Origin of the sequence: Duganella fentianensis (assembly GCF_964031615.1) — a bacterium.
In the GTDB taxonomy this organism is placed as follows: Bacteria; Pseudomonadota; Gammaproteobacteria; order Burkholderiales; family Burkholderiaceae_D; genus Rugamonas; species Rugamonas fentianensis_A.
This window is the reverse complement of sequence record NZ_CAXIQN010000022.1, coordinates 377,333-400,447: the sequence shown is the minus strand read 5'-3', so window position 1 is coordinate 400,447 and position 23,115 is coordinate 377,333. Positions and strand designations below refer to the sequence as shown.

The 23,115-nt window shown below is 61.6% G+C and carries 12 protein-coding genes; 2 read left to right on the top strand and 10 right to left on the bottom strand.

What is annotated here, in order from left to right; genetic code table 11:
* Positions 1-198 precede the first annotated feature (198 nt).
* The 6 genes from ABNT42_RS18840 to ABNT42_RS18815 form a co-directional block, all read right to left on the bottom strand.
* Positions 199-1,224 carry a glucokinase gene (locus ABNT42_RS18840; protein ID WP_348699554.1) on the bottom strand — a complete coding sequence of 342 codons (1,026 nt, stop codon included), beginning with the start codon at positions 1,222-1,224 and terminating at the stop codon, positions 199-201.
* Between the two features lie 241 nt (positions 1,225-1,465).
* Positions 1,466-2,413, bottom strand: coding sequence for a VTT domain-containing protein (locus tag ABNT42_RS18835; protein ID WP_348699552.1), 948 nt, complete (start codon positions 2,411-2,413; stop codon positions 1,466-1,468).
* Between the two features lie 14 nt (positions 2,414-2,427).
* Positions 2,428-4,182 carry an ABC transporter ATP-binding protein gene (locus tag ABNT42_RS18830; RefSeq protein WP_348699550.1) on the bottom strand — a complete coding sequence of 585 codons (1,755 nt, stop codon included), beginning with the start codon at positions 4,180-4,182 and terminating at the stop codon, positions 2,428-2,430.
* Positions 4,179-5,360, bottom strand: coding sequence for an ABC transporter permease (locus ABNT42_RS18825; protein WP_348699548.1), 1,182 nt, complete (start codon positions 5,358-5,360; stop codon positions 4,179-4,181). Before ABNT42_RS18825 ends, ABNT42_RS18830 begins: the two co-directional genes overlap by 4 nt.
* A complete protein-coding gene (locus tag ABNT42_RS18820; RefSeq protein ID WP_348699546.1) occupies positions 5,357-6,295 on the bottom strand; it encodes an ABC transporter permease in 939 nt (312 codons plus the stop codon). The genes ABNT42_RS18825 and ABNT42_RS18820 overlap by 4 nt, the downstream gene beginning before the upstream one ends.
* 10 nt (positions 6,296-6,305) lie before the next feature.
* Positions 6,306-8,129 (bottom strand): ABC transporter substrate-binding protein, encoded by a 1,824-nt coding sequence (locus tag ABNT42_RS18815; protein ID WP_348699544.1) that lies wholly within the window; start codon positions 8,127-8,129, stop codon positions 6,306-6,308.
* 518 nt (positions 8,130-8,647) lie between these two features.
* Here ABNT42_RS18815 and ABNT42_RS18810 point away from each other — a divergent pair.
* Together ABNT42_RS18810 and ABNT42_RS18805 are read left to right on the top strand one after the other, a co-directional pair.
* The gene (locus ABNT42_RS18810) at positions 8,648-11,494 is read left to right on the top strand and encodes a TonB-dependent receptor (RefSeq protein ID WP_348699543.1); all 2,847 of its coding nucleotides are present in this window, start codon (positions 8,648-8,650) and stop codon (positions 11,492-11,494) included.
* 466 nt (positions 11,495-11,960) lie between these two features.
* A complete protein-coding gene (locus ABNT42_RS18805; protein ID WP_348699541.1) occupies positions 11,961-14,813 on the top strand; it encodes a TonB-dependent receptor in 2,853 nt (950 codons plus the stop codon).
* A gap of 78 nt (positions 14,814-14,891) precedes the next feature.
* Here the strand turns inward: ABNT42_RS18805 and aroG are convergent, their stop codons facing one another.
* From aroG to ABNT42_RS18785, 4 genes are all read right to left on the bottom strand, one after another.
* Complete coding sequence (gene aroG / locus ABNT42_RS18800) at positions 14,892-15,971, bottom strand: 3-deoxy-7-phosphoheptulonate synthase AroG (protein WP_348699539.1); 1,080 nt, start codon at positions 15,969-15,971, stop codon at positions 14,892-14,894.
* A 357-nt stretch (positions 15,972-16,328) separates the two neighbouring features.
* The gene (gene tldD, locus ABNT42_RS18795) at positions 16,329-17,789 is read right to left on the bottom strand and encodes a metalloprotease TldD (protein ID WP_348699536.1); all 1,461 of its coding nucleotides are present in this window, start codon (positions 17,787-17,789) and stop codon (positions 16,329-16,331) included.
* Between the two features lie 50 nt (positions 17,790-17,839).
* Entirely contained in the window at positions 17,840-18,640 is an 801-nt protein-coding gene (locus tag ABNT42_RS18790) for a carbon-nitrogen hydrolase family protein (RefSeq protein ID WP_348699534.1), read from the bottom strand.
* 34 nt (positions 18,641-18,674) lie between these two features.
* Positions 18,675-22,952: a YhdP family protein gene (locus ABNT42_RS18785; RefSeq protein WP_348699531.1), complete on the bottom strand. Its 4,278-nt coding sequence runs from the start codon at positions 22,950-22,952 to the stop codon at positions 18,675-18,677.
* Positions 22,953-23,115 lie beyond the last annotated feature (163 nt).

Below are 23,115 nucleotides of genomic sequence, written 5' to 3'. Positions count from 1 at the left end.
CAGCGCAACGCTGCCGGCTGGAATACTCGCTGAAGCTGTTTTTTCCGACACCCGCGTCTAGCGCCGGGTGGGACAGAGGGACATGCCAGGGAATACCAACTGCAGTATTTCTGACAGATTCTTGAATTGTACCTGATAAAACGCCACTACGCGCATGTCGCGCCAGCGAAATATCGGTCTAGGGGCGTTGCTCGCGCGTCAGGCAGCAGCCAGTTTTTCCGCCAGAATTGCCGAAACACCAACAAATGCCGGATATTCGGCCGTAATCACCCAGGTCGGCACCTGCGCCAGATAATTGCTGAAACGGCCTTTGGCTTCGAAGCGGGCACGGAAACCGGAGCGGTCGAAACGCGCACCCAGCTTAGGCACAATGCCGCCACCGATATAGATACCGCCCTGCGCACCCAGCGTAATGGCCAGATTGCCGGCGATGGTCCCCAGCATGCAGCAGAACGCTTCGATGGTTTCATCGCACAGCGTGCATTCACCGGCCAGTGCGCGGCGCGAAATTTCCGCTGCCGCCAGCGGCTCGGCCGGCATATCCGTATGGTGCGCCAGTGCGCGGTAAATCAGTTCGATGCCCACGCCGGAAATCAGACGCTCGGCGGAAACGTGCTCGAATTCCTTCCATGCGTATTGCAGGATGGACACTTCCAGCGCATTGGCCGGGGCGAAAGTCACATGACCGCCTTCGCTCAGCAGCGCGGTCCAGCCATCCTTGCCAGGAATCAGGCCGGACACACCGAGCCCCGTACCGGCCCCCACCAGACCCAGCGGCGCACCGTCGATGGCCACACCGCCACCGACCTGATGCTTCTGCTCGGACGACAGTTGCGGCAGCGAACGAGCCAGTGCCGTGAAATCGTTGACCACCACCAGCGTCTCGAAATTCACTTCGCGGCGCAGCGCCTCGATGGAGAATTCCCAGTGGTGGTTGGTCATCCGCACCATATCCCCCGTGACCGGATTGGCAATGGCGATGGCGCCGTGACGGATACCGGCCACACCGGTTGCCGCCACGGCAGGCATGGCCAGATACGCGACCAGGGCGGCGGCCAGGGTCGGGTAGGCGGCACACGCCAGCACTTCGATCGCTTCTATCTTGCCCGCAGCAGTTTCCAGCGCAAAGCGTGCATTGGTACCACCGATGTCCGCCAGCAGACGCGGGCCACTGGCAGTCGCAGTGGTCTGGATGGGAGGCGTTTGTAGGGACTGAGCTGTCATGATAGATCGAAATGAGTTGATCCCTAAGCTTAAGGTATTTTGCTAGTAACACGCAAGAATTCTTTGTAGTTTTAGTACACATAACTACATCGCGCCACATAAAACCACGATCTGGGATATTTTTTACGTAGTATGACTACTACTTTTGCGCGAGCCAAAAATTCGGGCAAGCGCTGGCGAGGGACAAAAAAATACCCGCGCCAGAAGCGCGGGTATTCAAGGGCAAACGGTAAGACCGGGCTTAATGCGCGGCGGCTTCGGCCTGTGAGGCGTTGCTGCCGAATTCGGCTTTCCATGCATCCAGCCCACCTTGCAAGGGACGGGCACGATGGAAGCCGTGGCTGACCAGATGTTTGGCCACCTGCGCAGCCGTCACATCGTTTGGGCAACTGCAGTACACGATGATAGGGTGGCTCTTATCCAGTGCGGCCAGTTCGGGGATAGGGTCACCGCCGCTATACGCCACGGCGCCGGGTACGGCAGGTTCCAGCAGTTGCGCCGTCACGCTGCGCGCATCTACCAGCACGGGCTGATGGCCTTGCGCCAGCAGGCGCTTGAGTTCGGACACGGTCAGTCGTTCGATGTCGACGGCCTGACGGAAGCGGCGCCGCTCGATGTATTTGTAGATGATGAACAGCACCAGCAGGCCGCCCAGCACCATCAGTGCGGTCGAACCCATGGTGTTAAGGATATCCAGCACCTGATCGATCTGGGTGTGGAAGACGGCGCCCAGCGCTATCCCGCTACCACTCCACAGCAGGGCACCGGCCACGCTAAAGCCAAGGAAAGTGGCGTTGGAGGTGCCCAGTGCGCCTGCCAGCGGCGGCGCAATCGTGTTGAAACCGGGGATGAACTTGGCCACCACCAGTGCTTTCGGGCCCCAGCGGTTGAAATTATCTTCCGTCTGGCTCACGCAGTAATCTGGCGAGAGGGAAATCTGGCACAGCAGGCGCAGAATGCGCTTGCCGAAATAGCGCCCCGCGCGGAACCAGAAATAATCGCTGATCAGACAGGCCAGCAGACTGACGGCCAGCGCAGCCGGCCAGCTGATACCACCGTCCACGGCAAAAGCACCGGCAACGATCAGGATGGGAAAAGCGGGGATGGGCAGGCCGATCTGCTCGACGAGTACCACGCCGAACACTATCAGCACGCCGTATTCCTGCAATAGAAGTATGAGATTGGCCATGCGGCTATCTTATCTCAATTTTCCCCGCGCCGTTGCGCGCCGCCGTGGCCGGGAATGGCGGCCAGCAGCGCACGCGTGTAGGGGTGCTGCGGCTGCTGGTAAAGCTGCTGCGCGGGCGCTAGCTCCACCACCCTGCCCTGCTGCATCACCATCACCTGATCGGACATATACTGCACCACCGCCAGATCATGCGAAATGAACAGATAGGACAGCCCCAGTTCCTGCTGCAGATCCTTCAGCAGATTCAGCACCTGCGCCTGCACCGACACGTCGAGTGCTGACACAGATTCATCACAGACCAGAATTTCCGGCTTCAAGGTCAGGCAGCGCGCAATCGCAATGCGCTGCCGCTGGCCGCCGGAGAACTCGTGCGGATAGCGCTGCAGGGCGCTGTGCGGCAAGCCTACTTTATCCAGCAGACTGGCGGCCATGGCTAGCCGTTCGGCGTCGCTGTGGCCGATGCGGTGAATGCGCAGTGGTTCCAGCAGGATCTGGGCGACCGTGAAACGGGGATTGAGCGAGGCATACGGATTCTGGAACACGATCTGGATGCGCCGCTTATACTGCTGAAATTCCTGCGCCGAGAGCGCCAGCAGGTCGCGTCCATCAAACTGTACGCTGCCGCTACTGGCTTGCAGCAAGCGCAGCAGCATCAGCCCTACTGTGGTCTTGCCGCTACCGGATTCGCCCACCACGCCCAGCGTCTGGCCGCGTGCCAGCGTGAACGAAACACCATCGACGGCGCGGAACTCGCGCCGGCGCCACCAGCCTTCACGCAACTGGTAGTGCTTACTTAGATTATTCACCACCAGCAGCGGCACGGCTTCCGGTGCGGTTTCCGGCACGGTATCCGGCGCGGCGAAGATTGGCGGCGCGACGGCGACCTGTGCCAGTACCGGCACCTGCGTTTGCGCCTGTACCGGCTGATCACCGATCACCGGCAGGCGCGCCGGGCGCTGGCCCAGCACGGGGCGGCAGCGCAGCAGAGCGCGAGTGTATTCATCTTGCGGTTGCTGCAGCACTGCCAATGCCGCCCCCGTCTCGCGCACATGGCCGTGACGCATCACCACCACGGTATCGGCAATCTGCCCCACCAGCCCCAGATCGTGGGTGATGAACAGCACCGCCATTTCGCGCCGTTGCTGCAGACGCGCCAGCAATTCGATGATCTGCTGCTGTATCGTCACATCCAGCGCGGTGGTCGGCTCGTCAGCAATCAGCAGGCGCGGCTCGCAAGCGATGGCCATGGCGATCATCACGCGCTGTTGCTGGCCGCCCGACATCTGGCCCGGATAGCTATCGATCTTGTGCGCGGCATCGGCTATGCCCACTTCTTCCAGCAGTTCCAGCGTGCGCTGACGCGCCTGTGCACGACTCATGCCCAGATGCAGGCGCAGCACTTCACCAATCTGGGTGCCGACCGTGAGTACGGGATTGAGCGAGGACATGGGGTCCTGAAAAATCATTGCGATCTCGCGCCCGCATAGCGCGCGGCGCGCACTGCGATCCAGCGCCAGCAATTCGCGGCCGTCGTAGCGTATGCTGCTGGCGGCATCGACTGCGCTGCTATCCGGCGCCAGCAGCCCCATCACCGCGAGCGCACTGACAGATTTGCCGCTACCCGATTCCCCTACCAGCGCCACCGTGCTGCGCGCGGGCACGCTGAACGACACACCGTGCAGCACTTCAGTCATGCGCTGGCCATCCGTGCGGAAGCTCACGCGCAGATCGCGGATCGCCAGTAACGGCGCTACAGTGGGCGCGCTCAAAATTTCACCTTGGGGTCGAGTGCATCGCGCAGCGCGTCGGTCAGCAGCGAGAACGCTGTCACCAGCACCGCCATGGCCAGCGCGGCCGCCGTCAGCTGCCACCAGCGGCCAAGTATGAGTTCATTCTGTGCTTCATTCAGCATGCTGCCCCACGACACCACGCCGACCGGCACGCCGAAGCCGAGGAAGCTCAGCACCACTTCCGCCTTGATGAAGCCCACCACCAGTATCGAAAGCTGCACCAGCGCCACGTGGCTGACATTCGGGAAGATGTGCACAAATATGCGGCGCCAGTGACTGGCACCGATGGCGTCGGCCGCCAGCACATATTCGCGGCTCTTGTGCTTGAGGTATTCGGCACGGATCAGGCGATACGGGCCGGTCCAGCCGGTCAGCCCCAGTATCAGCACGATGGTCAGCACGCCCTTCTGCTGCAGCACGGCGGCCACGGCCAGTATCATCAGCACGGAAGGGATGGCAGTGAAGATGTTGTACAGGCCATTCAGCAGCGCGTCCACCACGCCGCCCCAGTAGCCGGCCAGCGCGCCCAGCAGAGTGCCCAGCGCCACCGCCAGCAAGGCCGCCACCAGCCCTACCACCACCGAAGTTTCGCCGCCCTTGATGGTCTTCTTCAGCACGTCGTGCCCCCATTTGTCGGCGCCAAATGGCAACGTGGCCAAGCGTGCCGCACCTGTCGCACCTGCCTCGCCGCCAGCGCCAGCGCCAGCGCCGGCGGCAGCGCGCAAGCGGGCTAGGTCGTCCGCCAGCGGATCGTCCACGCCATACATGGGCAGCTCTGCGCCGCCGTGCTGGCCACCGCGCGCAGCCCGCAACGCACGCAGATCTTCCGCCAGCGGATCGAACGGGTTATCACGGGGCGCAGCGCCAGCCGCCACCGCTGCAGCACCCGCATTAACAGAGGCCGGAACCGAGGTCGAGACCGAAGCGGAAGCGGAAGCCGAAGCAGATGTCGCGGCACCGCTGGCCCAGACGGGCGGCGCATAGCTGACCGCCACTTCCTGCTCCCAGTCCGCCACAATCAGGCCGCAGGCCGACAGCAGCAGGGTCAGTAGAAACGCCAGCACCACGGCCAGCGCGCCCATGGCCCAGCGGTCGGCCCGCAAGCGGCGCCATGCCAGCTGCCACAGGCCGGCAGCATGCGCGTGGGTCGTCATCATGACAGCCGCACCCGTGGGTCGAGCGCCTGATACAGCAGATCCGTCAGCAGATTCACCAGCATGGTGGCCAGCGCCACATACACGGTAATGGCTTTGATGACGGGAAAATCACTGCGCTCCACAGCCAGTATCACTTCGCGCCCGATGCCGGGGATGCCGAAGAAACGCTCGAGCAGGAAGGCACCGATCAGCAGCGCTGGCAGGCTGGCCATCACATGGGTGAGGATGGGGATGGCGGCATTGCGCAGCACATGCAGCCACATCACGCGGCCTTCGCCCAGCCCCTTGGCACGGGCGGTACGCACATAGTCCTGCCCCACTTCGTCCAGCACGAAGCTGCGGTACAGCCGCAAGGTGGGCGCGATCGAAACGGCCAGCCCGATCAGAATCGGCAGGCTGGCATAGCGCAGCAGATTCTCGCCCATGTGCTCGCCCCAGCCCTGCACGGGGAACAGCCCCAGTTTATAGGCCAGCTGGTACTGGAACACGATGATGTAGACCAGTATGCTGACCGACATGCCGACCGTGCAGGCCACCATCACCAGCCGGTCCGTCAGCGAGCCGCGCACGAAGGCGATGGCCAGCGCCAGCGCAATGCCGAGCGCCGTTTCCAGCAGCGTCAGCGGCACCAGCACCGTCAGCGAAGGCCCCAGCCGCGTGCCGATGATCTGCCCTACCGGCTCGCCCGTGGCCCAGCTCAGGCCGAAGTCCAGCGTGGCAATCTGGCGCAGGAAGATCCCCAGCTGCACCCAGTAAGGCTGGTCCACCCCCAGCTGGCGACGGATGTTGGCGATGCTCTCGGCATTCGCCATCTTGCCAGCCAGCAGATAGGCGGGATCGCCGCCCACCCAGTTAAACAGGATGAATAGCAGCACCACCACGCCCAGCATGGTCGGCAGCATCTGCGCCAGACGCCTGACTATATAGGCCAGCATCGTGCCACCATTATTTCGCCACTTTCATTGCACCATCCTTGCGTTCGATATCCAGATACTTCCATTCCTGATGCAGGATGGGATGCCGTTTATACCCCAGCACGGCCGGTTGCGCCAGCATGCTGCGGTAGCGCGTGTAGGCCGGCATGGCGGCGGCCTGCACTTCCAGCTGGCGCGCCATCTGGCGCGCCATCTGGCGGTACAGGGCATCGCGCTGGGGCCCCGGCGGCAGCGCGCGGCTGGCCTCGAACCAGCGGTCGTACTGCGCATCCTGATAACAGCCACTATTATTCTGATGAATATTCTTGCCATAGAACAGCTGCATGAAATTGTCGCCGTCCGGATAATCGGCCATCCACTGGTAGGTGCGGGTCTGCAACTGACATAGCTGTTCGGCTTGCTGGATATCGCTGAAGATCATGCGCTGGCTCTCCATCCGTATGCCTAGCCGCGTATAGGTCTTGCGCCACAGCTCGGCCATCTGCAGGCCAGCCGCTTCGCTGCGCGAGGTATAGCGGATCACCAGTGGCTTGCCATCGGGCAGCGTGCGCCAGCCATCGGCGCCCTTGCGGTAGCCATAGCGATCCAGCAGGCGGTTGGCCAGCACGGGATCGTACTGCAGCAGGCTACGGTAGGCCGGATCATGCCCCGCCACGCCGGGCGGCACCGGCATCGCCAGCCGCTCCGCTTCGCCATTCAGCAGCAATCGGATTTCTTCGTCCACATCATGCGCCATGGCGATGGCGCGGCGCAGGGCGATCTTTTCCTTGCTCAGCCCGCCCAGCACGGGGTCCTGCATATTCCAGTAGTAATAGGTCAGCACAGGATCGACGATGCGCTGCAACTGTATGCCCTGCGCGGCTAGCTCGGGGCGCAGCTTGCCGTCGCGGATAGCACGGGGCGCCAGCGGCCCGTCCAGCCAGAACAGATCGGCCGCCCCGCTAGTGAAGGATAGCCAGCGCGACTGGTCTTCCAGTTGCACGCTGATCTCGATGCGCCGGATCTGGGGTATCTGCTTGCCCTGCATCTGGCCTACGATGCGGGCATCGGCCGCGCTGCCATCGGCGCTGGCGGCAAAATCCCACCGTTCGGCACGGAAGCCGGGGTTGGCATCGAGCACGATGCGGCTGCCGCGCACCCACTTGCCCAGCTGATAGGCGCCCGTACCCACCGGATGGCTGGCCACTTCGCCCTTGGCATCGCCATAGCGCTGCACCACTTCGCGCGCCACGGCGGCCAGCGGTTCATAGGCGAGGATCATGCCCAGACTGGGATCGGGACGGGTCAGGTGCAAGCGCAGGGTGTAGCGGTCCAGCTGCTCGAAGCCCGCCACGGGGGCATCGTAGTCCATGCGGCCGCGCTGCTTCGCTGCTGCGGCCAGCGCATCGAGACCGGCGATCCGCCCTTCCAGCAGCCAGCTATTGGGCGAAGCCAGTTGCGGATCGAACAGCCGCTTCCACGAATAGATATAGTCGGCCACGCCGAGTTCGCGCCGCTGGCCCCCAAACGCTGGATCGGGCGTGAAATAGATGCCCGGCTTAAGCCGGATCAGCACGCTCATGCCATCCGCCGCCACTTCCGGCAGGGCGGCTGCCGTCTGCGCCACCAGCCGCACGGGCCGAGCCAGATAGTCGTAGGTGTAGAGGGTTTCGAAAATGGCTTCGGTGATATGGCCCGTGTACAGGTCACGTCCCTGCGCCGGATCCAGACTGGCTTCGGCCGCCGGCAGAATATAGCGCAGGGTTTTCACCGGCGCGGCCGGCGCAGCAGCGCCAGACCGGCAGCAGGCCAGCCACAGCACAGCAAACCCCGCCAGCATACGGGCACCCAGCATAGCTCTCCTCGGACGCAATCAATAGTTGCTGGAACGATACCTTAGATTGCGGCTGCCAGACATCATCTGTTTGTAGCGTGCGTCTCAGCACCCTCCAGACAGCGCATCAAATGGACGACACGGCTATTTCTTACGGGAATTTTAACTGTCGCGTAAAAGTCACATATACATTAACTTTACATTTGTATCATAAATTTTGCAGCGCACCAAAGTGGCGCAGCTTTTGCGCCAGCCACCATATTTTCCCTGCCGATTTGACTTTTGCTCAATCTTTCACGAGGCAACTAGTGGTCACGCACCAAATTAGAGCGATTTTTCACCATTTTTGTGCACATTCTTGCCGTATGCTCAATGATGTTTTCTTGATACTTCTATGCAAGTAGTTGCATTGACAGCACTAGAGGCGGCTGTTCAGATGGGTCATGGTCGAAAGCAGCAGGCTGTCTTTCGCCGCCCGGTGCCTAGCCACCGACATAAAAAAACACATTCACACCCGTTTTAAATTGGGAGCAAAAAATATGATGGTTGAAACTGTATTGTCCCGCTCAGTACGCCTGATTTGCGCCAGTGGTCTGGCCTTCGGCATGCACGCAGCGGTCGCACAGACCAGCGCCGACGCACCTGTGCAACGCGTCGAAATCACCGGTTCGAGCATCAAGCGCATCAGCGCTGAAGGTGCACTGCCAGTGCAGACCCTGTCGAAACTGCAGATCGAACAGAGCGGCGCCACCACCGTGGCCGACCTGGTCGCTTCGCTGCCATCGATGCAGGGCTTCACCACCTCGTCGATGTCGGTCAACGGCGGCGGCGGCGGTCTGCAGACGGCTTCCATCCACGCTATCGGCGAAGGCTACACCCTGGTACTGCTGAACGGCCGCCGTCTGGCGCCAGCCACGTCCGGCTCCACCGTCAATCTGGCCAGCATTCCGCTGGCCGCTGTGGAGCGCGTCGAGATTCTGACCGACGGCGCCAACACCCTGTACGGTTCGGACGCGATTGCCGGCGTGGTCAACTTCATTCTGAAGAAAAACCAGACCGATACCATCATCGAAGGTACTTACAACACGCCACAGAAGAGCAGCTCGGGTTCGAGCAGCAACATCGCCATCTCCAAAGGCTGGGGCGATCTGGAAACCGACGGCTACAATATTCTGATCTCCGGCTCGCACGACGAAAGCAAGGCCATGTACGCCAGCGAGCGCGACTTCTCCAAGAGCGGCGTGATCCCGTTCTGGGACAATGGCAAACAGTACAATCTGTACCAGCTGAGCTCGAACTCGATTCCGGGCAATGCCACGGTCAAGTACAAGAATGCGGATGGCGTTGCCACCAGCAAATCGTTCGGCCCGGATTTCCTCGCCAGCGGCAAGTGCAACGGCCCTAACCTGTTCAACGTCGGCAACCGCTGCCTGTACGACTACGCCGCTACGGTGGAAAACGTACCCGGCCTGAAACGTAATTCCGGCTTCGCCTCGCTGAACCTGAAGATCAACAAGGACACCAACTTCTTCGCCGAAGCGCTGGCCTCGTCGTTCAGCAACACCGCCCAGTACGCACCACCGGCCCAGCCACTGGGTATTCCGGTCGGCAGCGCGCTGTACAAGAAATCCATCCTGCCTTACCTGTCGCGTCTGGGCATCGATCCTAACTCGGTCACCAGCGTGACCATGAACCTGCGTCTGGCCGATGCGGGTGGCCGTGCCGACGAATACAAAACCGAAGCACGCCATCTGGCCTTCGGCGTCGATGGTTCGTTCAAAGGCATCGACTACCGCGCAGCCTACACCCACTCGGAAAACACCCAGACCGATACGGCAGCAGGCGGCTACATGAGCCTGAACGCCTTCGACGCGCTGGTCGCTTCCGGCAAGTTCGATCCGTTCGCGGCACCGGGCAACTCGAAAGATGTGCTGGCACCTGCCGTGCTGCACAACCAGTTCAGCGAAACCAAGTCGAAGATCGACGTGTTCCAGGTCAGCGGTTCGACCGAACTGTTCAACATGCCGGCCGGCGTCGCCCAGCTGGCAGTAGGCGCCGACTACACCAAGCAGAAATACTCGGAAGCACCGGACGCCTACTCGCAAGGCCAGAACGTGCAGCAGCCTGACTTCACCGACGCCATCGTTGGTGGTGGTGCCGGTGCGCTGCCGATCGACGCCCACCGCACCAACTGGGGTACCTATGCCGAGTTGCTGCTGCCACTGGCCAAGCGCATGGACCTGACCATGTCGACCCGTTACGACGATTTCAGCGCCGTGACCAACGACAAGAACTTCGACACCGCCGGCAATCTGATTGCTGCGGGCAAACAGGGTGAATCGGCCAGCAAAGCCACCTACAAACTGGCGCTGCGCTGGAATCCGGTGGACTCGCTGCTGGTACGCGGCTCCTACGGCACCGGCTTCAAAGCGCCGACGCTGACCAACATCGTCAAGCCGCTGGTGAACGGCGGTTCGTCGCAGTTCCACGCCTGCCCGATTACGTCGACCAGCGATCCGCGCTACCCACTGTGCAACCCGGGTTCGTCGGAATACAACCTGCTGACGGGCGGTAATGCTGCCACCGGCGCGGGCGCACTGAAACCGGAAGAGTCGAAACAGTTCACGCTGGGCTTCCGTCTGGAGCCTATCCCTGCCCTGTCGATCGGCTTCGATCTGTGGGACGTGAAACTGACCAACCAGATCCAGACCCTGTCGGAAGACGTGGTGTTCAACAATCCTAAGGTCTACGATAGCCTGCTGCGCAGCTACTACGACCCGATCCAGAAACAGAACGTGCTGGCCGCTGCGCTGACCCCGTTCAATCTGGCCAGCTCGCACTATCAAGGTATCGACTGGGATCACACCTACAAGACTTCGACCGCTTTCGGTAAGCTGAACGTGCAATGGACCGGTACCTTCATGTCCAAAGCCGAGCAGGATACCCCGGGCACGGGTCTGGAGAAAAACATCGGTCGCTTCAACTCCTACGCCGAAGTCACCTTCCGCTGGGTTTCCAAGCTGACCGCATCGCTGAAAACCAGCGACAAGTTCACCCACGCTATCACGGCTAACTACCACTCCGGCTACACCGATCAGGTGTACACCGAAGATGACAGCGTTGTGAACGTGCTCAACGTGGATGGTACCCAGGGTGACACCGTGGCCTTCAAACGCCAGGTTTCCTCCTACACCACCATCGACTGGCAGACCAAAATGGCCTTCAGCAAGAAGTTCACGCTGACTGCCGGTGTCAAGAACCTGTTCGACATCGATCCGCCATTCACCATCCGCAACGCCGGTGGTGGTAACCAGTCCGGTTACGACGGTCGTTACGCTGATCCGCTGGGTCGTCAGATCTATCTGGTTGGTAACTACAAGTTCTAATGCCTGCTTGCTCCCGGCGACGTCCGGGAGCCTGCCTCGCCCGCCCGCGCAAGCCGGCGGGCTTTTTTTTTTTTTATCCATGCCGCCACGCCCGGCCACGCTAGATGTGGCGTAGAACTGACGCCGCGCTGTGCCGCTTTCGCCGTGCGGCCCCCACCCCGCCGCTCAAAAAGCAACAGCCACACCAAAGATTGGCTTCTTTTTACTAAAAAAACAATGTTATAAAAAGGCGATTTCGGTCTGCGCCAAATTAGTGCGTTTTCTGGCCTGTAAAGTCACCCTGCTTGTCTAATCTCAGCACGCGCCCATCAATTTATTTCAGAAATGTTTTCATATTGACAGCAATCTGCCGCCAGTGCTCTGATGAAAAAGAGAAGAACTCGCATTTCTTTTCCTCGCATTTTTTTCATCTTGCATGACTTTGAGACATTTAACTGGGAGACACATAATGATGGTAGAGACTGTAATGGCACGTTCCGTGCGCCTGATCTGCGCCGGTGGTCTGGTGCTGGGCATGCAGGCCGCGTGGGCGCAAACCAGCGCCGAGCCGGAAAACATTACCCGCGTAGAAATTACCGGTTCCTCGATTAAGCGGATTGCCAAAGAAGGCTCGCTGCCCGTGCAGACGCTGACCCGCGCCGACATCGAACAGAGCGGCGCCAACAACGTGGCCGATCTGGTAGCACAACTGCCGTCCATGCAGGGCTTTATCACTGCCTCGACCTCCGTCAACGGCGGCGGCGCCGGGGTGCAGACCGCCTCCATCCACGCCATCGGCACCCAGTACACGCTGGTGCTGCTGAACGGTCGCCGCATGGCGCCGTATGGCACGGGCAGCGCCGTCAATCTGGCCAGCATTCCCCTGTCGGCAGTGGACCGCGTGGAAATTCTGACGGACGGCGCCTCTACCCTGTACGGCTCGGACGCGATTGCCGGCGTGGTCAACTTCATCCTGAAGAAGAACAATCAGGATCTGGCCATCGAAGGCACCTTCGACGCGCCGCAAAAATCCGGTGGCCGCAGCAGCAACGTCTCCATCACCAAGGGCTGGGGCGATCTGGAAAACGACGGCTACAACCTGCTGCTGGCCTACAGCCACGACCAGCAGAAAGAACTCAACGCCAAGCAGCGCGACTTCGCCAAGTCGGGCGTGCACAAGTTCGAGCACAATGGCAAGCAGTACGCCACCTGGCAGACCAGTATCAACTCCACCCCCGCCAACGTGGAAGTGGTGACAGCCAACGACGACGTGGTACTGAATACCGACCTGCTCAACAAAGGTTCCTGCACCCAGCCCAACACCTTTGCGCGCAGCGGCGCCTGCCGCTTCGACTACGCCAGCACCGTGCAGTTGCTGCCGGAACTCAAGCGTGACAGCATTTTCGCCTCCGGCAAAATGAAGCTGGGCAGCGACACCACCCTGTTCAGCGAACTGGTACTGTCCAAGTTCACCAACACTGCGCGCTATGCCCCGGCCGCCCAGCCGCTGACGGTGTTCAGCACCGATCCGGTGACGGGCGTGAAGACCATCAACCAGAACTACATTGGCGCCTATAACAAATCCATCGTGCCGCTGCTGGCCGGCCAGAAGGTCAATCCGGCCGACGTCACCGATGCGCTGCTGTACTACCGCGGTGCCGATGCGGGCGGCCGTACCGACGAATACCGTACCGATGCCGCCCACTTCGTGCTGGGCGCCGATACCTCGTATGCGGGCTGGGATGTGGGCGTGGCCTACACCCACTCGCAGAACAAGCAGACCGACGAAGCGCTGGCCGGCTATATGAGCGGCGACAAGTTTGAAGAACTGGTACGCAGCGGCGCCTACAATCCTTTCGTTTCGAGCGAAGGTGCGGCGGCGATTCTGGCACCGGCCGTGCTGCACCAGCAGCTGGGCGCCACCAAATCCAAGATCGACGTAGCCAGCGCGCACGCCTCGCGCGAAGTGTTTGCGCTGCCGGGCGGTCCGGCTTCGCTGGGGATGGGTGCCGACTTCACCAAGCAGTCCTACACGGATAGCCCGTCGCGCATTGCGCAGGGCCCCGGCCCCGGCAATCCCGGCTGGACCGATGTGGAAATCGGCGGTGGCACGGGGGCGCAGGCGCTCGACGCCACCCGTAACAACTGGGGTGCGTTCGCCGAACTGCTGATGCCGATCGCCAGCAACTTCGAAGCCACCACGGCGGTGCGCTATGACAGCTACGACGCCGTCAACAAGCACAACAACAGCTACGATTCCAACGGCAAGCTGGCACCGTCCGGCAAAGTGGGCGAAGACGTGGCCAAAGCCACCTACAAGCTGTCGGCCCGCTATACGCCTAGCCAGCAACTGCTGCTGCGCGGTTCTTACGGTACCGGCTTCAAGGCACCGACCATGAACAACATCGCCGATCCGCTGAAAAACGCTGGTTCGTCGAATGCCTTCCCCTGCCCCGTCAAATCGCCTGATCCGCGTGCCGTCTACTGCCGTCCCGGCTCGTCCGAATACGGCCTGCTCGATGTGGGTAATCCGGCCACCGGCGCGGGTGCTCTGAAAGCGGAAGAATCCAAACAGGCCACGCTGGGCTTCCGTCTGGAGCCGAGCAGCATGCTGTCGTTCGGTCTGGACCTGTGGGATGTGAAACTGAAAAACCAGATCCGCACCTTCTCGCAGGATCAGTTGTACACCAATCCGGTACTGGCCAACCAGTACATCGCCGTGTACGCCGACCCTATCCAGAAGAGCAATGTGCTGGTGGCCATCCGCAAACCGCTGAATCTGGCCTCCTCGCACTTCCAGGGTCTGGACTGGGATACCACCCTGCGCGGCAATACGCCTATCGGTCGCGCCAGCGTCAACTGGACCGGTACCTATATGCTGAAAGCCGAACAGGAAACTCCGGGCGTGGGGGTGGAGAAGAGCATCGGCCGCTTCAACTCGTATGACGATGTGGTGTTCCGGGTGATTTCCAAAGTGGTGTTCACACTCAAATCGTCGGACAAGCTGAGCAACTCGCTGACCGTCAACTACCGCAGCGGCTACCACGACAAGCCGCTGACGGAAGATGATGCTGCCGTGCGCGTTGTGAATGCCGATGGCAGCATTGGCGGTGTGGTGGCGATGGAACGCGACGTGAAATCCTACACCACGCTGGACTACCAGCTGAAAGCCAACTACGTGAAGAACCTGACCCTGACGGCAGGTATCAAGAACCTGCTGAATCAGGATCCATCGTTCTCGATCCGCAATTCGGGTGGTGGTAATCAGGTGGGCTACGATGGCCGCTACTCCGACCCGCTGGGCCGTAGCTTCTATCTGACCGCTAACTACAAGTTCTAAGCGCAGTAAATTAAAAGGCCGCCACGCAGTCAGCTGCGTGGCGGCCTTTTTTTTGACGCTAGCGACGGATTAGTTAGCTTATTTAGCGGCAGCTTCGGCAGCCATGGTAGCCAGACGGCGCGCACGCACAGCGGCGGCCAGATCCTGCAGCACCTGCACGCTGCTATCCCAGTCGATGCAACCGTCGGTGACGGACTGGCCGTACACCAGTTCCTTGCCCGGCACCAGATCCTGACGGCCCGCCACCAGATGCGATTCCACCATCACGCCGATGATGCGCTGATCGCCACCGGCCACCTGACGGGCGATGTCGGCACACACGGGCACCTGATTTTCCGGCTTCTTCGAGCTATTGGCGTGCGATGCATCGATCATCAGACGCGCCGCCAGACCTTGCGCGGCGATGGCCTTGCAGGCTTCGTCCACACTGGCCGCATCGTAGTTCGGGGTTTTGCCGCCGCGCAGAATGATGTGGCAGTCTTCATTGCCGTTGGTCGATACGATGGCCGAGTGGCCGCCCTTGGTCACGGACAGGAAGTGGTGCGGCTGCGACGCTGCCTTGATGGCTTCCACGGCGATCTTGACGTTGCCGTCGGTGCCGTTCTTGAAGCCCACCGGGCACGACAGGCCGGACGCCAGTTCGCGGTGCACCTGCGATTCCGTGGTACGGGCGCCGATCGCGCCCCAGCTGATCAGGTCAGCGATGTACTGCGGGCTGATCACGTCCAGATATTCGGTACCGGCCGGCAGACCCAGTTCGTTGATGTCGCGCAGCAGTTCGCGCGCCATGCGCAGACCGTCGTTGATGCGGAAGCTGCTGTCCATGTACGGGTCGTTGATCATGCCCTTCCAGCCCACCGTGGTACGGGGTTTTTCGAAGTACACGCGCATGACGATTTCCAGATCGGCGCCCAGTTCCTGACGCAGCGGCGCCAGCCGGCGCGCATATTCCATCGCAGCTTTCGGGTCATGGATAGAGCATGGGCCGATCACCACCATCAGACGGTCATCCTGACCGTGCAGGATGCGGTGCAGCGCAACGCGGGCGCTGGCCGCCGTGTGTTCCGCCGCTTCCGAGCACGCAAACTCGCGAATCAGGTGGGACGGTGGCGTCAGTTCCTTCATTTCGCGGATTCGTAAATCATCGGTACGTGGCATGCTGTTCTCCAAAATATTCAAAAAGATTTAAAAGGTAATTTCAAAGCCGGTTACAAAATGTCAGGGTAAAAAAAAACCGCCTCGGAGGCGGTTTTTTCGGAATTTGCTGGAACTCGTTTTTGCTTCTACGTGCACCGGCCGCTACTCCACCGCCTCTGGGTTGGAATTGCTAAAGTAAAAATAGCCGGTAAAGAAAAAGCGGGTCATGTACAAGCTTCCGTTTCAAGTTCGATGCCTTGCGCGACATCAGGTGCAACGACTATAAACCCATAGCGCGACACTTGGCAAGCGCTTTTTTTCTACACGGCAGGGGCCTTCGACAGAATTTTCATCGGTTCCACTGCCGCAAAGCAACTTTTACACGGTGCCACCCACCGTCACGCCATCCAGCCGCAGCGTCGGCTGGCCCACGCCCACGGGTACGCTCTGGCCTTCCTTGCCGCACACGCCCACGCCCGGATCGAGGCGCATATCGTTGCCTATCATGGACACGCGGTTCAGCACTTCCGGCCCGTTGCCGATCAGGGTAGCGCCCTTCACGGGATAGGTGATCTTGCCGTTTTCGATCATATAGGCTTCGCTGGCCGAAAACACGAATTTGCCGTTGGTGATATCCACCTGACCGCCGCCGAAATTGACCGCGTACAGGCCGTTCTTGACCGAGGCCAGAATTTCGCCGGGGTCTTTGTCACCACCCAGCATATAGGTGTTGGTCATACGCGGCATCGGCAGGTGGGCGAACGATTCGCGTCGCGCATTGCCCGTTACCGGCATCTTCATCAGACGCGCATTCATGGTGTCCTGAATATAGCCTTTCAGGATACCGTCTTCGATCAGCGTGGTGCACTGGGTCGGATTGCCTTCGTCGTCGATGTTGAGTGAACCGCGGCGGTCCGGCAGCGTGCCGTCATCTACCACGGTGACGCCCTTAGCCGCCACGCGTTCGCCGATACGGCCGGAGAAGGTGGACGAACCTTTGCGGTTGAAATCGCCTTCGAGACCGTGGCCGATGGCTTCGTGCAGCAGGATGCCGGGCCAGCCCGGTCCCAGTACCACCGTCATCGGGCCGGCCGGCGCGGGACGTGCATCGAGATTGACCAGCGCCGAACTGACGGCGTCCTGTGCGTACTGCTCCAGCAGCGCGTCGGTGAAATAGCCGTAATCGTAACGTCCGCCGCCACCGGAAGAACCCACTTCACGCCGGCCATTCTGCTCGGCGATGACGGTCAGCGAAACCCGTACCAGCGGGCGGATATCGGCTGCCAGCACACCATCGCTGCGCACCACCAGCACCACATCGTATTCGGCGGCCAGACTGGCCATGACCTGCACGATGCGCGGGTCTTTGCCGCGCGCCATCTGTTCCAGCCGCTCCAGCAGTTTGACCTTGGCGGTGGCATCGAGCGACGCCAGCGGATCGTTGGGCAGATACAGCGAACGGCCGCCGGTCGGCGTCATGGCGCTGGCGACTTTGACTTTGCCGGCACCGGCACGCGCAATGGTGCGGGTGGCACTGGCAGCGGACAGCAGGGCCGCTTCGGAAATATCGTCGGAATAGGCAAACGCGGTGCGGTCGCCCGACACGGCACGCACACCCACGCCCTGATCGATCGAGAAGCTGCCCGTCTTGACGATGCCCTCTTCCAGACTCCAGCCTTCGTTCTTGGTGAACTGGAAGTACAGGTCGGCGTAATCGACCTTGTGGGTAAACATCGAGCCCAGCGTCTTGAGCAGCTTGGCTTCGTCCAGCCCGAACGGCGTCAGCAGGATATCGCGCGCAACGGCAAGGGTGGACAGATTCGGTTCAAATGGCTTCATGGTAGGTTCTATCAAAAATGTGCTGCGATTGTAGCCCAGTGTAGCCGGTTTCACATGGTGCGGTGCTTCAGCGCCGGCAGGCTGGCGCGCACGCCGTCCATATAGCCGGTATCGATCTGGCCCTGCACCACGCCCTCGCCTTCGGCCTGCACGGCTTTGACCGCGCCCCACGGGTCGATCAGCATGCTGTGGCCCCAGGTGCGGCGCCCGTTCGGATGCTGGCCGCCCTGCGCTGCCGCCAGCACATAGCACTGGTTCTCTATGGCGCGCGCACGCAGCAGAATTTCCCAGTGCGCCTGCCCCGTCGTGTAGGTGAACGCCGCGGGCACTACGATCAAGGCCAGCGGGCCCATGGCGCGGTACAGTTCGGGGAAGCGCAGGTCGTAGCAGACCGACATGCCGACTTTTCCGAACGGCGCCTCGAACACGCCGGGTGCCGTGCCGGGCACGATGGTGCGCGATTCGTCATAGCTTTCGCCGCCCTTGCTGAAGCCGAACAGGTGGATCTTGTCGTAGCGGCTGACCTGCTCGCCCTGCGGGTTGTACACCAGCGTAGTGTTGATGACTTTGGCGGCGTCGTGCGAGGCCAGCGGCAGCGTGCCGCCGATCAGCCAGATGCCCAGTTCGCGCGCGAGGCTGGACATGAAGTCCTGGATCGGTCCCTGTCCCAGCGGTTCGGCCACGGCCACCTTGTCGCTATCGCTATGGCCCATGATGGCCCAGTATTCAGGCAGTAGCACCAACTGTGCACCGCCCGCTGCCGCTTGCGTGACGAGGCGGCGCGCGCTGGCGATATTGTCCGCCACGTTGGGCGAGGAAATCATCTGGATGGCAGCTACGGTATGGCTCATGTCTACACTCTCGCTAGTTGTACGGCCGGCCGTTTCACGGTGCGCCTTTGGGCGGCGCGGGCACTTCCGTCTTGGCCGTTTCGATCTTGGTGACTACGGGCGCTTTCCACGGCCCCGTCACCTGCATATGATAAGTCAGCGCCTTCATCACGGGCGCACTAAGGAATAGCTGGGCCAGGAAGCTGCCCAGCCCGATCACGGGATTGACCGCCAGCGCATACACGAGCGGCGCCGTGCCCAGATTCACTTCGGGAATCACCACCACGTGCAGATTGGTGGTTTCATTGGCCAGGTCGGCGCTGCCATCCATCAGCACGGTGGCCGCCACGCCATGCATTTTCAGGTTATCGGTGCGCACGATGCCGTGGTTGATGCCGGCGCTGGCGGTGATGCCGTCGAACGCCAGCCCTTCCGAGAACACGTCGTGGAAATCCAGCTTGAGCAGACGGGGCAAGGCCTGCAGACTGAGTACGCCCAGTAGCTTGGCGGCACCGGGATCCTGCTTGAGGAACTGGCCTTTTTCCACATTCAGCTTGATCTGCCCCGCCAGCGTGGGCCAGTCTAGCGAGTACGGCAAGCCTTTCCACGCGATGTCACCGGACAGATTGCCCTTGCCGCCCTTGAGCGTGCCGGCAAAGCCGAAGCGGTCCAGTAGCTTGCCCGCATTGCTGATGGCCAGATCGAAGTTCAGGCTGGAGTCATGCACGCCATCCTTGCTGACCCACTTGCCGCTGCCTTTGAATTCGCCATCGGGATTGGACAGCAGCAGCTTGCTGACGCGCCATTCGCGCTGCGCCGCCAGCTGGGCATTATTGGCCTGCAGTTCCAGCCGGCCCAGTGCCTTGTTGAACAGTTCGAAACGCTCTACCACGATGTCCAGCGCCGGTATGGTGGTATTGGCAACCTGACTGTCGAGCAGTTCCTGCACATCCTTGGAAGCCGATTCGGGGATCACCAGCGACGACAGCCGCGCCGTTACCTTGCCCAGCCCATGCCCCGTGGACGGCTCGCTCCAGCTCAGGTGCCCGTTGGCCTGAGTCGAGTCGATATTCGCCTGCCAGATGGTTTTCTGCCGTCCCACCCCTAGCACCACGTTTTCCAGCTTGCGGTCACCGATAATCAGTTCGCTGCTGCGCGCGGCGATGGTATCGGGCATCACGTACTGCAGTAAATCAGCACTATCGGCAGTGCTGGCGCTAATGCTGGTGCTGGCGCTAATGCTGGTGCTGGTGCCGCCCGCCGCCGCGGTGCTGCCGGCCGCGCCGATGGCATAGGCAAAGTCCAGCCACGCATCCACATTCAGCGCGCGCAGGTTGATGTTGTAGGCCAGCCCGCTGTCCGGCTCCGGCGCCGGCGTGGCGATGCCTATGCCGCCGCGCACCAGTTTCCATGGCTGTTTGGCGCTCTTGGCACGCTGGTAGCGCGCTGCCATATTCCCGCCCAGACTGATGCGGATATCGTCATGCAGCGCGCCGCCACTATCGGGCGTCAGCGCGCTATTCAGCACAAAGCGCAGCGGCAGCGCTTCGCTGGCCGTTTTGCGCAGCGGCACCGGCAGATCCACCGTCAGCCCGTTCAGCGTGGAGTCCACCGCCACTGTCACCTGATGGTCACGCGCCGTCACGGTGCCCGTGTAGCGGGCATTACCGGCAAAATGGCTGGCCAGCCGCTGCATGGCTGGCGAGCCATATTGTTTGCGGAAACCGTCGGCCGTCAGCATGCCGCCCAGTTTGACGACGATGGCGTTGTCGCGCTGGCTGCCACCCGTGATGCTGACAGGACCGCCGAGGAAGTTACCGGATAGCTGGTTCAGGTTGACGCCATGTTCATTGAATTCGATTTTGCCCTGCGCGGCCTGCACGGGTGGCAGGTCGTTCATCAGGCTGATTTCATTGTTCTGCAATTGCAGCGTACCCTGCACCTTGGCATCGATGATGTGCGCCAGCGGCAGTTGCAGCTTGAGCGCCAGCCTGGCATTGCCGCTAGCCTGCGTCTCGTCGGTAAAGTTGGAGATCCATTCCAGCACGGGGCTGCTGGCCACGTACTTGAGGAATTCCTGCATGGGGCCGGCCGCATTGCCGTCGATTTCCAGCAGTGCGTTATGCGCATCCAGATTCGCCACCACGGCTTTCACGCCGCTCAGCGCCACGCCGCCCGTGGTCGCCGTATCGCCGCGGATTTCCATGCGGGCGCGGTCAAAGACAAAGCTGCCTTTGATATGTTCGGCCTGCGGCCACAGCGGCAGCGGCTTGCCGTCCTTGCCTAGCGCCTTGCCTTCATGCAGATATTCGCCCGGCGCGTAATTCAGTTTGCCTTCGGTGAGCTTGCCGGCCACGCGGAATTCACCGCGGTTACGCTCGGCGCCATTCTCGCCATGGAAAGGGAAATGCGCGAGGTCGCCGCGCAGGCGCAGGTTTACATCGCTGGCCACGCCGCCTTCCAGCGCACCCGTCAGCCAGGCGCGCAGATCATGCGGAGTCTGGATCGGCAGGTAGTGATCGATGCGGTTGATCTGGAAATTATTCAGCGTGCCGGTGAAGTCCACCGTGCCCATGCCTTTACCAGCCAGCGGCATGCGGTGGCTGCCCTGCAGCGTGCCGCTCATGCCCTGCTGCAGGAAGTCCATGCTGTCGATCTGGAACAGCAGCATGTTGTCGGGCTCGAAGCTCCAGCGCGCTTTCAGGTTCAGATGCTCGAATGGCATGGACGGGGTGCTGAAATAATCCGGCATGTGCAGCACCAGCTGTTCCGAGTTCAGACGGAAGCTGCCCCCCTGTTCAGTAGCGTCGATCGCTCCGCTCAGATTCTCGAAGCCGGGTATGGCCGGCACAGCCGCAATGGCGGGCGAGCGGGCCGTCTTGGCCTGACCGGGCCGGTGTGGCTGGGGTTTCAGACCCAAGCCCACCAGATCGCCCTTGATGCGGTAGGATTGCAGGGCAGGATAGGCGCCACGCCATTCGGCGGAAAAATTCTGTAGCCGGCCACGCGGTGCAAAATCGGCCAGCAACTGGCGCTGATGCTCGCTCAGCGGCAGGCGCTCGGCCAGTCCGGCCATGGTCTGCAGATCCAGCTGGGCGGCACTGATAATGGTCTGTTCCGGTTTGGGCCCGCTGGCCGCCACAAAGCGCTCCGACAGCGAAGTGGGCGCCATCACGAAGCCGTCGCTGGTGGTCAGGGTCAGCTGGCTCAGTTCCACCGAGTGTCCGAGTGCCCCGAACGGCAGGCTGCCCGCGTTCTTGCCGCCTTTCACCACCAGCGGCAACACATTCGGCAGTTCTTCTTTAGCGGCGATGCGGCCACTGAGCTGGCGCAGATCCAGCACCGGCAATTCCTTGCCCAGCACAGCCGACACGTTTTGCAGTGCCAGATCGGCCGTGAAGCCCGTCAGGCGTGACTGGTCTATGCCCAGCCATGCGCGCAGCGAGCCGCCGCCGCTATGCAGCGCGAACGGGAAGTCCAGCCACGGCTGCCACGTCAGCAGATCGGTATTGCGGATATCGGCATACAGCTCGCCCTTCCACATGGACAGGTTCGAGACCCGCGCGCCAAAGGCCGGATGGCTGAAATCGGCGCGCACATCGAGCGGCGCGGCCAGCGCGGCGGGCGGGGTGGCGCGCACGGCCAGCTGGTGGCGCAGCCACTGGTTGCGCAGTACGACGCTGACGCTGTCCAGCGCCAGCAAGGGCGCCTGACGCTGCTGGTCCAGCCATTGCACGCGGCCTTCGCGGATCACGATTTCACGCTGCGCCAGCAGCCAGTCCGCGCCTTTGCCGTCGCTGGGCTTAGCCAGATCAAGCAGCATGCCGGCAACGTACAGCCGGCCCTGCGCATCGCGCAACACGCTCAGGTCGGGCCGCACCAGCTCCAGCGATTCGAAACGCACCGTGGCCGATACCACGCTCCACCACGACAGCGTGGCCGAGACGCTGGGCAGGCTGAGGGCGGCGCGGCCGCTGGCGTCGTGCAGCACCACGTCGCCGAGGAATAGATTGGGGCGCAAGCCATGCCACGAAGCGTACACGCGGTCTATGCTGACGGCATTGCCCACCGCGCGGCTGGCCAGTCGCTCGATATCGCCCTTGTAATGGTCGATATTCGGCAGCACCGCATAGCGCAAGGTCAGGAACAGGATGGCAAAGGCGAAATACAGCAGCAGCCCCAGCTTGACGGCAAACCCCAGCACATGATGGCTAGCCTGATTGCAGAAGCGGTAAAACGCCGTCAGCCGATGCCAGCGCGTAGCGATATAGCCCTCGCCATCCGGCTGGCCGGGCGGGGTCGCGCTCACCTTCTGGTCATCTTGTTTTTGCATCAATCCGCTAAAAATTCAGCTAATAATTCAGGCCATGCATCAAATAAATCGCTACACTCGAAGGCGGACGGTCGCGCCAGCGCGGCCATTCTACCCTATGCCCGGCCCGGCGCAGTGTTCGTCTAGCGCAGCGCGGGGCAGTTTTACATGTCGTTACCACTGC